Here is a 13,759-nt window from a genome sequence, read left to right on the forward strand (position 1 = left end):
CTAAAGTATAAAAAATAGGATTATGAATTATGAATTATGAATTATGAATTATGAATTATGAATTATGAATTATGAATTTTAAATCTTAGTAATCTCTAAAATCTAACTTATAACTTAGAAAGTATAGCATAAACCAATTCTTTGGTTGGTTTTTGATCTTTTAGTTTTTCTCTGACCTCTTCAAAAGTTACTTTATAGTCGCATCCTAATTTATAATCACCACATCCATAAGCGGTTTTTCCTTTCATAACTATTCCTTTTTTACATTTAGGACAGGCTATTGCATCTGGTGTTGTTTTTGCGGCTGTCTTTTTAGGTTCTAATTTGAGTTTGAAATTTTCATCAAAACGAAGCAAACCTTCTACTGTACCAGCATTAGTTTTGATGTCTTTTAAATTTACTGTTGATCCTTTTTGGAGTAATCGCAAGTATTGGTTCTCTGATATTTTTTTCTCTCCGAAAGTAAATGGCAATACGAAATTACAACCTGCTTTATAATCACCACATCCATATGCTGATTTCCCTTTTACCAGTGTTGTTTTTTTGCATTTTGGACAGACTTCGGCCAAAATTCCTGCCGCTTTCTTTTTCTCAACGATAGCTTCTTGTTTCTGAATCGTTCCTGCATGCGAAATATTGGCACGTCTGGTTTCGCTTCGTACTTCATACACCAAAGCATCGACCATGCGTTTCATATTACTGATAAATGCACCAGCGGTATATTCTCCTTTTTCAATATCCTTTAACTGTTTTTCCCAAGTACCGGTAAGCTCAGCCGATTTTATTAATTCATTTTGAATAGTATCAATAAGTTGAATCCCCGTTGGTGTTGGTAAAACTTGTTTTTTGTTTCGAACTATGTATTGGCGCTTGAAAAGTGTTTCGATAATATTGGCTCGGGTTGATGGACGCCCGATACCGTTTTCTTTCATCAGTTCGCGCAAATCTTCATCATCTACTTGCTTACCTGCGGTTTCCATAGCACGTAATAAGGTTGCTTCTGTAAACTGATTGGGCGGTTTGGTTTCTTTTTGCAAAAATGAAGGTTCATGTGGGCCTTTTTCTCCCAAAACAAAACTCGGTAATAGGTCGGCTTCTTTTTCTTTTGCGTTTGGATCTTCAAATACTATTCGCCATCCTTTTTTTAAGATTTCTTTTCCGGTGGTTTTAAAAGTTACATCGGCAGCTTTTCCTATTACTGCGGTGTTGGCTACCAAACAATCGTCGTAAAAAACAGCAATAAAACGTTTTACAATAATGTCATATACTTGTTGCTGATTGTACGGCAGATTGTTTTGTATTCCCGTTGGAATAATCGCATGGTGATCTGTTACTTTTTTGTCGTTGAAAACCTTAGGCGATTTTTTGATTTTTTTCTCTAAAAGCGGCTGTGTTAACTCTGAGTAATTGGTTAATTTCCCAAGAATACCAGGTACTTTCGGGTAGATGTCGCTTGGTAAAAATGTGGTATCAACTCTCGGGTAAGTAACTACCTTTTGTTCGTATAAAGTTTGTACAATTTTTAGTGTTTCATCTGCCGAAAAACCAAACTTAGTATTGCAATACACCTGTAAACCGGTTAAGTCAAAAAGCTTTGGCGCATATTCATTACCATTCTTTTTTTCGATGGAAACAATTTCAAAATCACTTTCTTTGACTTTTTCGGCCAAAATTTCACCGTCTTCTTTTTTTAGAAAACGACCTTCTTCATAACTGAAAAGTGTTTCTCTGTATAAAGTTTGTAACTCCCAATAGGGTTGTGGTTTGAAATTCTCGATTTCTTTGAATCGGTCTACTACCATGGCCAATGTTGGGGTTTGCACCCGCCCAATTGACAATACTTGTTTGTATCCGCCATGCTTTACGGTGTACAAACGCGTGGCGTTCATGCCGAGTAACCAGTCGCCAATGGCTCTGGAAAATCCTGCGTAGTATAGATTATCGTAGTTGGTGGATGGTTTCAGGTTTTCAAAACCTTCTTTTATGGCTTCGGTAGTAAGGGATGAAATCCATAGGCGTTTTACTTCGCCTTTATAATGGGCTTCATTCATTACCCAACGCTGAATGAGTTCTCCTTCTTGCCCAGCATCCCCGCAGTTTATAACCAACTCGGCTTTGTCAAATAGGCTTTTTACAATTTTAAATTGCTTTTGAATCCCTGAATTTTGAACCACTTTGGTTTCAAATTTTTCGGGAAGCATAGGTAGGTTGTTCAAATCCCAACTTTTCCAATTGGGTCTGTAATCATTAGGTTCTTTTAGGGTGCATAAATGACCAAAAGTGTAAGTTACAGCATAACCATTTCCTTCGTAATACCCATCGTGTTTGGTATTGGCTCCCAGAACGGATGCGATTTCTCGTGCGACACTTGGTTTCTCAGCAATACAGACCTTCATTTTCTCCTTCTAATTTGAAGGCGCAAATTAGGAATTTAGAAATTGGTATTAAAGAGAAACTTTATGGAGTTATGAACGGAGTGAGTGAGTCATTGCGAGGAACGATGCAATTGCACTATCAGAAACCAATCCAAAAAAATCATTGGAGGCGGATATGCTAAATGCGATTGCATCGTTCTTCGTAATGATTTTGATTGTGAATTAAATAAAGACATTTTTGAATTCTTTCAGATATTTTGGTCTTTCAGTCGTTTAATTTCCTTTGTTAGTGTTTGTTTCTCGGTCCTTGATTTTGTCAGCTTAATGGCTTGCTCGTAATGATTAATAGCTTTGTTACTATCGGTGTCTGCATACAAGTAACCTAACAATCCGTGATAATAGTTATTATCAGTCAAGTTAAGTTTATGAGCTTCTGGTATGGCTTTTTCGTGTCCGTAAACTTTGGCAAAGGCAAATGTTCTGTTTAATGCTGTTATGGGCGAATACTCAATAAGTATGAGTTGGTTATATAATTGTAAAACGTGATCCCATTTATTTTTGTCTGTAGATGTTGAGTGCCAATAGGCGATACCTGCTTCTAAATGGTATTTCGAGATTTCGTTCCCGTTACAGGCTTTTACTAAATAATAGTTTCCTCTTTCGATCAACGATTTATCCCATAAGTTTTTGTCTTGTTCATCAAAGAGGATGGCATCACCATTTATGTTTACTCTTGCTTCAAGCCGTGAACTCTGGAAACATAGTAAGGCTAATAAAGCGTTTGTTTGTGGTGTATTGGTAAATGAATTTTCTGTTAACAGGAGTGTAAGTCTGATTGATTCCGAACAGAGTTCTTTTCGGATAAGTTGGTTATTGGTTTTAGAAAAATAACCTTCGTTAAAAAGTAAGTATAAGGTTTTTAAAACAGTATCTAATCGCGATTTGATTTCAGTTTCGCTTAATGATTTGATTTGAAAGTTGTCGCTACGAAGATTAGTTCTTGCTCTTTGTAGTCGTTTTTTAATGGTTTCAGTTTTGGTCAGAAACGCGTTTGCAATTTCTTCTATAGAAAACCCACAAAGAATTTGAAGTGCCAAGCAGATTTGACTTTCGGTTGAATTAGTTGAATTGCAAACCGCAAAAATCATGGCTAATTGGCTGTCAGAAATTGTCTGACTGCTAAATTCAAAATCCTGTTCTGCTTCATTTTCATTCAGTTTAATAGTATCTCTGATTTGAGTTTCAAAAACTGTAAGGTGTTTGAAATAGTCTTTTGCTTTATTTTTGGCAACGGTATATAACCAAGCTGTTGGATTTTCGGGTAGTCCTTTAATTGCCCAATATTCTGATGCTTTCAAAAATGTTTCGCTTGCAATGTCTTCGGCAATTTCAATATTTTTTAATTGAAACGTTTTACAAAGTACAGCTACAATCTTGCTATACTCCGTCCTGAACAAATGCGGAGTGATTTCGTTTAATTCCATAGTAAAAAAAGGTCTTTGCATCGCTACAAAGACCTTTGTAAAAAGTTACAATACGCTAATTTCCCTAATCTCAAGACTACCGCCTGCGGAAAAAACCGGACAATCCTGCACTAAAACGGAGGCTTCCTCAATTGATTCGGATTTTATGATGGTATAACCCATAATTGATTCCTTAATTTCAGTATAAGGCCCATCCGAGATTATGTCATTATCTGTCATTACTTTGCCAGTACTTACTAGGCGGTTTCCTCTGTCGGATAATTTGTTCTGTGCTGCAAAGCTTGCGACCCAATTGATCCATTTTTGTGTAGTTGCCTGCATTTCTTCTGGTGATAATTCAGGCATTGACTTGTAGTCTCCTCTAAATACTAATAAGAATTCTTTCATTTGTTTACAATTTTATTGTTTGTCTTAATGACGATTGATATTGCCAAAGGGGGACAAAGTTTTTTAATTTTTTTGTTGAGGTATGTCTGCTTTTAAGTTTAACAACTTCGGTATTTAAATCTTCAACAACAAGTCGCTACTGTATCTATCGGAGTTTTTATGTTTGCTTGATCTATTTAATTTGGAGAATAGCTTGTTTTAGTCAAAATGCGGTCTTCAATGTTTCCTACCAAATCTCCAAATTTCGCACTTGTCTGTTTTTTGATTTCTATCCATTCTTTATCGGCTCTAAATTGTTCCCAGGCTTGCTTCATGGTTATTTCATTGGGCCATTCTAAAAGATAAATAAATTCAACTTTGTTTTCTGATTTTGATTCCCAAATAGAAGAAATTTTAAAGTTGTATTTCTTCATTATGCGCATAGCATGATCTCGAAATCGATCATGAAAATCTTTCTTGTTATTTTCAAATATTTCATAAACACGCAATTCATAAATAGGATTTGGTTTTTTATCGGTGGCTACAACAGTTGTATTTTGACATTTTACAGATGTTGTAATTAATAATAAAGTCAATAAAAGTAATTTCATATTTGATGATTTATTGTGTTCATTTTGAAGGTTTACTCGGTACAATCAAAACTAGCGGTTGGTTTTTTATACACGCGTAAATTTAATAAAAAGATTACAAAACAAAAGCTGCCTTATAAAAATCAAAGAATTTCCAAACACAAGTCAAGCTGCTACGTTGACGAAAGCTGATTTAAGCAATTATTGTTTGATAAATTTTTCGACATTTGGGATTTTCTTTAATGATTTTGTGTTTTCATCAAGAATTTTTGAGGCGGTTTTGTTTATTTTTTGAAGAGGAATTGTTTTCCATTTTTCTAAATCCTTTTCAAAATCGGTATTAAATAACTCTTTGGATAAATCTCTGATCACGCAAAATGCTGCAATCGAATGCCCGTTTTGGCTATCATAATTGGCATTATTTATAAAAAAGCCAACTCTTTTCAGTATTTCATTTTCTGTTTTATATAATGCCAATTCGGTCAATTTTGCTCTATATTCTAAATCTGCAGAACCTATGCCTTTTAATTGTGGGAATAATTTATAGTCCGCAAAATGTCTGCCTTCATGACCAAGATAACTAACTTTAAAAGCTTCTGATTTTAAATCATACGCTTTTTTTACACAAAACAAGGCTTCGTTGGTTGCCCAGCCAGCTGGATAGTACCTGCCCAAAGTGGCATATTCGCTCCAACCCAAAGTAATAAAATCATCCATAAAGTAGATTTTGACTAAAGTTTCCTTTCCGTCATAATTGAGCTTATAGATAGTATCTTTTTCTGTTTTCCAAACTAACAAATCATACAAATTTCCTGTTTTTCCAAACCCTGTTGTATGATACCCTAAACTAGAGATGTATTTTTTTTGATATACATCGATACTGTCCTCATTGATGGTTAAATTTTTTGCAGCTGAAAAATTGGCTTTAAGAAAATCAGAAACATTTTTCATCATGAGGGTATCGTTTTTATTTTCTTTGTTTAAGAATGATAACCGCCAATAATCTCTGTAAATTTTTAAAAGCTCATCCATTTTTGATTTTCGGGTTTCCAGGAAATCACTTTTATCTTCTTCAAACTTGAATCGGTTTTCAAAATTCGATTTGAATTGTAGGTCCTTTTGAGCTATTTTTTTTGTTGGATCTATATCCAGTAATGGCAAAGCCGATTTAGGATTCCCATCTAATGCCAAGGCATAAATTTTGGTGTAATCCAGTTTTATACTGTCATTTTGAATGGCTTGCGCATTTGTTTTTGCAATTGAAAATAAATTCAGAATAAGTAAAATAAATAATTTGAAGATCTTCATAATGAAAGGTTTCTATAAAATTTCCTGTTCCTTGTTTTTTCTAAATAATAGTCTTTAGTTAATCATCATTTTTTAACTAATGAAGTTGCATAGCTTCTCTCTTGTTTTTAAAATACGCTATGAAAATTTTGGTTTTTAAGAACTGTCTCAACCTCTGTTCCTAGATATTGATATATTTTACTGTTCAAAGAATTTCCCATACTAATTCGTTTTACTCCTGCATTTTGGAGAGCATCAAAATCTGGTAGAGCAGGCATACAGAGCACATTTATTGGTAGGAGAGATGCCTCTGTTAAAGCCGATATATCTTCGATTTTTGTAACACAAGGGAAAAACAATCCATGGGCACCAGTGGTTTGATAAATTTGGATTCTTTTCTGGGCTTCAACTAAGCTATTAGGCAAATTCAGCAAGAATGCGTCAGAACGAATATTGATAAACATCTCAATACCCTCTTTTGAAAGTTCTTCAATAACCGACTTAATTTTTTTAGAAAATGCTTCAGCATCTATAATTGTTCTTACTCCATGTTCGACTATAGAGTCTTCAATGTTTATTCCGCAAACACCAATTGTATTCAATTCCTTTATTCTCTTTACTATCTCGGCAGGCGTTTCTCCATAACCAGCTTCTAAATCTACTGAAAGCGGTATAGTCACTGACGCTGCAATACGCTTTATTATGAATAAATATTCATCAAAGCTCATTTGTTCACCGTCATCGTACCCTAGCGTTTCTGCAACTGCGTAGCTTGATGTGGCGATGGCTTTAAAATCCAGATCTTCCATTTTTTTGGCACTTTGTACATTCCAAACATTGCCAATCAACAATGGTTCCTGCTGATAGTGTAATTCTTTAAATTTTTGAAAATGATTTGTCATATTGTTTAATTTAAAATTAGAGAGCAATTCTATTTTTTGTATTTAATTAATGTTAGTTTTTTTAATATCCTAAATTACTGAATGCTTTAGTTTTTATAACTTACGGTTACTGCTAAAAGAATCTCTGAACATTTTCCAGCCCTGAGGAGTTTTTTTCCAGAGTACAAGGAATTTACCATCATCAAATAATTCTCCTTTGTCATTAAAAGACTGCCATAAACCCTCTTCTGTTACAAACTCAAGGCCATCACCATATACGGCTGTTGTGATAAATTTGCCATTTCTCATTCCGTAGCTATCATAAGCTTTTCTAAAGAATTTTGATGCGGCATCATGACCATACATTGGTACAGAATTGGGTGCCATAATAACTGCATCCTTAGCATAACGATTGATGAAAATGGATGAATCGTTTTTTACGAATGATTCAAAATATATTGCATTGCTTTCCGCTATTGCTTTTTTGGCTTCTTCCAGAGCGGTATTTTGAATTTCTTTTTTAGGATCCTTACAGGCTAAAAGGCTTGTAAGGACAATTGCTGAGATAAATAATTTGTTTAGCATAATAGATTTATTGTTTTGTTACCATGCAAAATTCAGCTTATGCTAATAAAAAAGAAGTGACGTATATCACTATTTTGAGGAAGCTGATTATTTTTTCAAACGGCTCAATGTTTCTCTTGTTACACCCAAGTATGACGCTAATTTCCTTTTTGAAACCCTTTGTATCAGGTCAGGGTACTCTTTAAGCAAGAGATTAAATCTTTCGGTAGCATCATTGGCCATATAGGTAAGCAGTCTTTTTTGTTGTTTTATAAAACTGTCGTTGGCTTTTTTACGGAAAAAATGCTCCATCTTGGGAATGGCTGAGCATAATTTTTCCCGATCATCAAATGAAATTGAAATCAATTCTGTTTGTTCAAGGGAATTAATCTCAAAAATGGCTGTTGTCTGGTTATAAAATGCTTGTTGGTCTGTAATCCAGCATCCTTCATTGGCAAATTGTATTATATGTTCTTTCCCCTCATTATCCGTAAAGTTGGATATAAGTAAGCCTTTTACAACCCAGTAGGTGTAGTTTACTTTTTCCCCCTGTTTTATTAGGCTATCGCCTTTCTTGAGGGTGATTTTTGAAAAATAAGGTAAAATGTTTTCAAACTCTTTTTCTGTGATAGGAGAGAAGTTTGTAATATGTTTATAGAAGATGTGAAATTCAGCCGTCTCGTTCAACTTTTTGTGATTTATATTTTTAGATATTTTATATTGCTCAACTGTTTATTTGTTTAGTAACTATGCTATTTTACAATGACTGCTAATACCCCAGCCAGTCTTAAGCTGATGGGAATTTTTGTTCCTTGGGTTGTTTTATCACCAAACCAAATATACAAAAAAGAAGTTTTCTCCGACAACTATCAGGCTACCTTAAAAGCCATTAGTTCAAAACAATAGTTAGTAATGGCGAATAATGAACAAAGCCCTTCTATCTTTCGACGGAAGGGCTTTGTTTTGCTGATTTAATTTTAAATCTATATTATTTTGTCTCCTTTTTTGGTGCTAAGACCTTGGTAGACTGTTATTCCTATGACTTTTCCATTCTCAACTTTAAACTTTACTCTAATGTCTTCTTCTTTTACAAAGAAAGAGTTCTCTTTGTCTGCAAATATTTGGATCTTAGGTTCATTTTTTATTTGTGCAAATAATTGATTATCAATACGTGCTATTTTTATATGATAATCTGTATTTATCTCATAGTCGCCCACATATTTTTCTAATACATCATCACTAATTTTTGTTTCCTCAAAAAAGCGGTATGGCTTATCGTAAAGAATTGCTAAAATGGAAGTTCCGATTGATTCAATTTCTGTGTTATATATATTATTTAACAAAATTACGCACACATCATCTTCTTCAATTCTTCCAAAATAACTGGTAAAACCCTCTATGTTTCCACCATGTGAGATCACCTTTTTTTCATATAAAGTATCTATAAAACACCCCAATCCATATCCCTCCAAAAAAGGGGTATAGGCTTCTTTTAAAGTTGATTTTTTTAATACTTTGTTATTTAGCAATCCTTCATGCCATAAATATAAATCGTGTGCCGTAGTATATAATGCTCCTGCCGAATAAGTGACGGTTGAATCCCAAGGTATGGATTGCTCATATTTGTTTTTGGAGTATTTAGAATAACCAGTTGCTTTTTGGGTACTATTTAATCCCGAAAAATCAAAACCGCTATGATTCATTTTTAGGGGTTTAAGAATTAGTTCCCTAACATTAAGTTCGTATGGCTTTCCTGTAATTTTTTCGCTAATCAGTCCTAAAAGTTGATAGCCAGAATTGCAGTATGAATATTGTGTCCCAGGCTCAAAGTAAAGTGGTTTATCGACATAGAAAGACAGCATTTTCTCTTTACTCATATGTAATTGCTTGTTTTCTTTGAGAAATAAAGGATCTCTAAAGATTTCAGGAAGACCAGAAGTGTGTGTCAGTAAATGTTTGATCGTTATGTTTGGGTTGAACTTAAATTCTGGGAAATATTTGCTTATTTTATCATCCAGAGTTAATTTATTTTGTTCCGCTAATTTTAATATAACTGCTGAGGTAAATTGTTTTGTTGTTGATCCTACTTGATAGATTGTATTTGGTGTGTTACTGACATTGTTTTTTATATCTTGAAATCCATACCCTTTTTCTAATAGTATCTTTCCTTTTTTACTTACCAGTACAGTTCCATTAAATCGATATAGGTTTGTTGCTTTATCAATAAGGGATTCTATTTTTTTATCAAATTCTTGTGCATTGCTGTGTAATGATGCAATAATAGCAAACAGTGTAATTAGTGTTTTTTTCATGATTTTGGTTAGTATAGGATAGTGGTAAGTGGTTATAAAAGAGTGGTGTATGCTGATAAGGAAATCTAAAAGCATGATACCAACCTAATTTGGTTAATTGAAGATCAGAGTTCTTTTTGGTTAAAAAGTATCACTCGTTTCTGATAGCAAAGCTCCGTTAATAGGTCTTGCTTAAATGTTGATTTAAAATAAGATTGTTTTTGCATTTTGGTTAGTTAGTTAAGAATAGGACGATTAGCTAGCTGAATTGTTACAATCTTTTTTTGTCTACAATTTTTTAGGGCTTTGAAAAGCATAGAATTGGCAAAAACATTCAACAAACAAAATAAACCAATCCTGAATTTTAATTGATTGGGATGTTATCTTAATATCTTTTTAAACCAATATTTTTCGACAATGATTACGATTGTAATTCCCGCAATATACGTTAGTAAATCAAGCCATGAGGATGAAGTTCCTATAACCGTTCTGGCAATTTTTGAATTTTCAAGACCAAGTTTTTCGACTATATTCAGATATTGAAGAAATTCTGTTGCAAAAGAGAAAACCAATACTGATATCGCAACAGTTATAATTGGTAATTTGAGAAATGATCTAACAAAGCAATAAATTAAAATCACAACCAAGACATCTCCCATATAGGGTCTGATAAAACGATCATGTACAAAAAGAGCAATCATGATCTCTATTATAAAAATCAAAATTGTTAAGGCAAAGTAGTTTCTGTTGAATGTCAGCATAATGCTAATTTAGTTTTTTAAAATCAAGTAAGGAAAGAAAAGACGAGTGATACCCGAGTAATCAGAGAAGCCAGTAACATGTTACAATACTTGACGTTTATTATACAAAATCAACAAAGCCTTTCTGTCGGAAGATAGAAGGGCTTTGTTTTAAGGATTTAGTTTTAAATCTTATATTATTTTTTCTCTCTTTGGTAATACGTCACAATACTTGCTTTAGCAATGGTATTCGACCATAAATAGTACCCAACTGTTGCAGGATCTGTGTTAGCATCTAGGCCTAATTTGTCTGTTTTTAATGCGTATACCGTAATTATGTACTGATGTATTCCGTGGTTTTCTGGAGGGCATGGTCCGCCATATCCTGCAGCGCCATAATTTGTAATACTTTGAATGGCTCCTTTTGGTGCTAGATTTAATTTTATATTTCCTGCATTGGCAACTAATTCATTAGTGTTATTTGGAATATCAAATACCAACCAATGCCACCATCCACTGCCAGTTGGAGCGTCTGGATCATACATAGTGACTGCAAAACTTTTTGTGCCTTCGGGTGCATTAGCCCAAGATAATTGTGGAGATTGGTTTTTGCCTGTGCAACCAAAGCCTCCAAATTCCTCTGTTTTCGTTGCTTGTCCGCCCAAATCCTTGCTGCTTAAGGTAAATGTCTTTTGGGCAAAAATGGCACTTGTTGTAAATAACAAACTAAGTAGTAGTGCTAAATTAATCTTTTTCATTTTTTTATTTGTTTAAGAATTAGACTGCAAAGGTAATTGACCAGAAAGCCTTTAGGTTATTTTAAAAAGCTCTAAAAGTGTTTCTAAAAGTTCATTTTGATAATTGAAATTGTTTTGGAGTGGTATTGTATTTTATTTTGAAGGCTTGGGTAAAACTTGATAAACTTTCAAATCCAACTTCATAATAAATATCAACAGGACGTTTCTTTTTATTACTCAACAAGTAAGCGGAATATTCTAATCTCTTTTCCTGAAACCATTTAATGGGGCTTGTTTGGTAGTGTTGTTCAAAATTCCTCTTGAATGTAGAAATGCTCATATTGCATAAAAAGGAAAGCTCCTGTATAGTTAAATTGTTGAGTTTATTGCTCTCAATTACTTCTGTAAAATGTCTTTTCTGACTGTCTTGGTAGGTGAGTATATTGTTTAAAAACTCGGTGCCGTTTTTGTGTATTAGATAGGTCAATATTTCTTCAAATTTAGTTTGCAATAAGCTTCTTTGAAGTGAATTATTATATTCTTTTATTTTAATCAAACTCTTGACAAAATGAAGAATGTAATCATCATACTGAAATATCTCGTAGGGTTTAGAATTTGAATTAACCGTTGTTGTGAGCTTGTTTTTTTGCGAAAATTTAAGCAATATCTCATCATCAAAAAACAATAGTATGCTTTGATAAGTATTGGTTTCTGAAAGATTTTCAGTCATTAAACAATTTCCTGATTTGATTAACAAGAATGCATCATTGTTAATAGCAGTAGTTTTGTCTTGAGTGATAAGTTCTTTTGTGCCTTCCAGTAAAAAACTAAATGCATTCTTTTTCAACATAACTTTATTCTTGACAGAAGGACTGGTTATATGATAATCAAAAATTTGAACCTCGCTTTCTGTGTCAATATTTAAATCATTCGGAAGATGTTGAATGTCCATTGTGTAATGCGTCTTTAATTTCTATCTAAAGTCCCAACAACTATGAGAAGGGTTGGAACTGTTTACCCAAATGTATATATTTAAGATAAAGTTTACAAACACAAATAGAATATTATTTCAAGCTTTAAGCCTCAATATTTTCTTGTAGCTGTATGGTGTTTTATTTGTTCTCGCAAAGACGCAAAGCGTTTTGTTTTTTAGTTTTGTGATTATTTAATTGTTATTGTTTGTGGGCTCATAGTAAAGTGTTACTGCACCACGACCAAAGGTTTTTGTCTTTAGGAGTTTAAGAATGGTTCTGTCGTTTAGGTCTTCAAATAATGGTAAACCGCTTCCTGCTATTACAGGATGGACACAAATTTGGCATTCATCAATTAAGTGAAGTTTCATTAAGCTTATAATTAAACTCCGACTGCCTACTAAAATATCTTTACCTGGTTGTTGTTTGAGTTCTAAGACGACTTCTTCAATATCTCGATTTGCCAACTTTGCACTTTCCCATTCTATATTTTTCAGTGTGTGGGAAAAAACAATTTTGGGAATTTTATCTATTACAATGGCAAATTCGTCAGATGCTTTGTTGCCTGTTAGATTTTTTACAACACTTTGCCAATATTCCATGAGTTGATAAGTTTTCCTCCCATACAGAATGGTGTCAGCGCTACTTAACAAGTCAGTATAATGTTGATGTATTTCTTCATCAGCAATCACGGCTGTATGATCACAAAACCCGTCAAGGGTCATATTGATTGCTGCAATTAGTTTTCTCATACTATTTTGTTTAAATCAATTAGGAAATTGCTGTCTGTCTGTTGAAGTTTGTACTGTCAACAAAGGATTATGCATAGCGTTCCGCTGGCTTCGGGAAGTTAAGGCTAGCGGAACGATTTATTTCTAATAAAGATACAATTTTTCGTAAAGAAAATGTCAAATGGTCTAAGCAACATCTATCATGACAAGTTAATGTTAGCTATAGTTGTTTTTCTTTTATTGTCGTTGCAATAAAGTTTCCAATAATTGTTCTAAGTTATCAATACTCATTGTGAAACCTTCTTTGAAGCCCATTTCAATCATTTTCTCCAAGCGAGCAAGTGATTCATTATAAATGGTAATGCTGACTTTTGTCTTTCCGTTTTCTTCGGTGAAATTATAATTCCAATCAGACCCTGGTAATTCAGGATTTTCATCTTTGTCTGCAAATGCATTATGCATTTTAAAATTGGTTTTTGGAGTAATAGAAGTATACTCTTGAATTGCCCAACGCTCTAGACCTTCCGGGCTTACCATAGCATAAAATCTTCGTCCGCCAACTTCGAAATTCATATGTTTTGTTTTGGATGTCCAAGGTTTTGGTGCAACCCATTGGTCCAGCATTTCTGCTTTGGTAAAAGCATCCCATACAAGCGAAAGTTCGGCAGCAAATTCTCTGTTTATGAATACCGTTTTTGTTGCTTTGTCAACGGTAAAATCAAATAGCAAATCGTTTTTCATT

Annotated in this window: 15 protein-coding genes; 1 reads left to right on the forward strand and 14 read right to left on the reverse strand. The window is 33.6% G+C overall.

What is annotated here, in order from left to right:
• Positions 1-107 precede the first annotated feature (107 nt).
• The 8 genes from OZP08_RS09170 to OZP08_RS09205 all read right to left on the reverse strand — a co-directional run bounded on the left by OZP08_RS09170 (position 108) and on the right by OZP08_RS09205 (position 8,234).
• Positions 108-2,396, reverse strand: coding sequence for a DNA topoisomerase 3 (locus tag OZP08_RS09170; protein ID WP_281323546.1), 2,289 nt, complete (start codon positions 2,394-2,396; stop codon positions 108-110).
• Positions 2,397-2,623: 227 nt separating this feature from the next.
• Positions 2,624-3,859, reverse strand: coding sequence for an RNA polymerase sigma factor (locus OZP08_RS09175; RefSeq protein ID WP_268849327.1), 1,236 nt, complete (start codon positions 3,857-3,859; stop codon positions 2,624-2,626).
• Positions 3,860-3,904: 45 nt separating this feature from the next.
• Positions 3,905-4,246 (reverse strand): YciI family protein, encoded by a 342-nt coding sequence (locus OZP08_RS09180; RefSeq protein ID WP_281323547.1) that lies wholly within the window; start codon positions 4,244-4,246, stop codon positions 3,905-3,907.
• A gap of 176 nt (positions 4,247-4,422) precedes the next feature.
• The gene (locus OZP08_RS09185) at positions 4,423-4,836 is read right to left on the reverse strand and encodes an NIPSNAP family protein (protein ID WP_268849329.1); all 414 of its coding nucleotides are present in this window, start codon (positions 4,834-4,836) and stop codon (positions 4,423-4,425) included.
• Positions 4,837-5,016: 180 nt separating this feature from the next.
• Positions 5,017-6,123 (reverse strand): hypothetical protein, encoded by a 1,107-nt coding sequence (locus OZP08_RS09190; RefSeq protein WP_281323548.1) that lies wholly within the window; start codon positions 6,121-6,123, stop codon positions 5,017-5,019.
• Positions 6,124-6,230: 107 nt separating this feature from the next.
• Entirely contained in the window at positions 6,231-7,004 is a 774-nt protein-coding gene (locus OZP08_RS09195) for an isocitrate lyase/PEP mutase family protein (protein WP_268849333.1), read from the reverse strand.
• A gap of 93 nt (positions 7,005-7,097) precedes the next feature.
• The gene (locus tag OZP08_RS09200) at positions 7,098-7,568 is read right to left on the reverse strand and encodes a YybH family protein (protein WP_268849334.1); all 471 of its coding nucleotides are present in this window, start codon (positions 7,566-7,568) and stop codon (positions 7,098-7,100) included.
• A gap of 87 nt (positions 7,569-7,655) precedes the next feature.
• A complete protein-coding gene (locus OZP08_RS09205) occupies positions 7,656-8,234 on the reverse strand; it encodes a Crp/Fnr family transcriptional regulator (RefSeq protein WP_281323549.1) in 579 nt (192 codons plus the stop codon).
• 75 nt (positions 8,235-8,309) lie between these two features.
• Between OZP08_RS09205 and OZP08_RS09210 the strand changes: the two genes are divergently transcribed.
• On the forward strand, positions 8,310-8,453 hold the full coding sequence (locus OZP08_RS09210; protein ID WP_268849336.1) for a hypothetical protein: 144 nt from the start codon (positions 8,310-8,312) through the stop codon (positions 8,451-8,453).
• A 77-nt stretch (positions 8,454-8,530) separates the two neighbouring features.
• On the opposite strand, the gene OZP08_RS09215 is transcribed toward OZP08_RS09210, so the two are convergent.
• The 6 genes from OZP08_RS09215 to OZP08_RS09240 form a co-directional block, all read right to left on the reverse strand.
• Positions 8,531-9,859: a serine hydrolase gene (locus tag OZP08_RS09215; protein ID WP_268849337.1), complete on the reverse strand. Its 1,329-nt coding sequence runs from the start codon at positions 9,857-9,859 to the stop codon at positions 8,531-8,533.
• Between the two features lie 359 nt (positions 9,860-10,218).
• On the reverse strand, positions 10,219-10,599 hold the full coding sequence (locus tag OZP08_RS09220) for a ribosomal maturation YjgA family protein (protein ID WP_281323550.1): 381 nt from the start codon (positions 10,597-10,599) through the stop codon (positions 10,219-10,221).
• A gap of 176 nt (positions 10,600-10,775) precedes the next feature.
• Positions 10,776-11,336, reverse strand: coding sequence for a YbhB/YbcL family Raf kinase inhibitor-like protein (locus tag OZP08_RS09225; RefSeq protein WP_268849338.1), 561 nt, complete (start codon positions 11,334-11,336; stop codon positions 10,776-10,778).
• 91 nt (positions 11,337-11,427) lie between these two features.
• Positions 11,428-12,267, reverse strand: coding sequence for a helix-turn-helix domain-containing protein (locus tag OZP08_RS09230; RefSeq protein WP_268849339.1), 840 nt, complete (start codon positions 12,265-12,267; stop codon positions 11,428-11,430).
• A gap of 213 nt (positions 12,268-12,480) precedes the next feature.
• Entirely contained in the window at positions 12,481-13,038 is a 558-nt protein-coding gene (locus tag OZP08_RS09235; protein ID WP_268849340.1) for a dihydrofolate reductase family protein, read from the reverse strand.
• 216 nt (positions 13,039-13,254) lie between these two features.
• Positions 13,255-13,758, reverse strand: a complete 504-nt coding sequence (locus tag OZP08_RS09240; protein WP_268849341.1) for an SRPBCC family protein — start codon at positions 13,756-13,758, stop codon at positions 13,255-13,257.
• Between the last annotated feature and the right edge of the window lies 1 nt (position 13,759).

The sequence above is a fragment of the Flavobacterium aestivum genome (assembly GCF_026870175.2).
In the GTDB taxonomy this organism is placed as follows: Bacteria; Bacteroidota; Bacteroidia; order Flavobacteriales; family Flavobacteriaceae; genus Flavobacterium; species Flavobacterium aestivum.

Excerpts from the sequence above, each read along its gene's own strand:
- OZP08_RS09170 (WP_281323546.1), bottom strand. The coding sequence starts at position 2,396 with ATGAAGGTCTGTATTGCTGAGAAACCAAGTGTCGCACGAGAAATCGCA.
- OZP08_RS09175 (WP_268849327.1), bottom strand. The coding sequence starts at position 3,859 with ATGGAATTAAACGAAATCACTCCGCATTTGTTCAGGACGGAGTATAGC.
- OZP08_RS09180 (WP_281323547.1), bottom strand. The coding sequence starts at position 4,246 with ATGAAAGAATTCTTATTAGTATTTAGAGGAGACTACAAGTCAATGCCT.
- OZP08_RS09185 (WP_268849329.1), bottom strand. The coding sequence starts at position 4,836 with ATGAAATTACTTTTATTGACTTTATTATTAATTACAACATCTGTAAAA.
- OZP08_RS09190 (WP_281323548.1), bottom strand. The coding sequence starts at position 6,123 with ATGAAGATCTTCAAATTATTTATTTTACTTATTCTGAATTTATTTTCA.
- OZP08_RS09195 (WP_268849333.1), bottom strand. The coding sequence starts at position 7,004 with ATGACAAATCATTTTCAAAAATTTAAAGAATTACACTATCAGCAGGAA.
- OZP08_RS09200 (WP_268849334.1), bottom strand. The coding sequence starts at position 7,568 with ATGCTAAACAAATTATTTATCTCAGCAATTGTCCTTACAAGCCTTTTA.
- OZP08_RS09210 (WP_268849336.1), top strand. The coding sequence starts at position 8,310 with ATGACTGCTAATACCCCAGCCAGTCTTAAGCTGATGGGAATTTTTGTT.
- OZP08_RS09215 (WP_268849337.1), bottom strand. The coding sequence starts at position 9,859 with ATGAAAAAAACACTAATTACACTGTTTGCTATTATTGCATCATTACAC.
- OZP08_RS09220 (WP_281323550.1), bottom strand. The coding sequence starts at position 10,599 with ATGCTGACATTCAACAGAAACTACTTTGCCTTAACAATTTTGATTTTT.
- OZP08_RS09225 (WP_268849338.1), bottom strand. The coding sequence starts at position 11,336 with ATGAAAAAGATTAATTTAGCACTACTACTTAGTTTGTTATTTACAACA.
- OZP08_RS09230 (WP_268849339.1), bottom strand. The coding sequence starts at position 12,267 with ATGGACATTCAACATCTTCCGAATGATTTAAATATTGACACAGAAAGC.
- OZP08_RS09235 (WP_268849340.1), bottom strand. The coding sequence starts at position 13,038 with ATGAGAAAACTAATTGCAGCAATCAATATGACCCTTGACGGGTTTTGT.
- OZP08_RS09240 (WP_268849341.1), bottom strand. The coding sequence starts at position 13,758 with ATGAAAAACGATTTGCTATTTGATTTTACCGTTGACAAAGCAACAAAA.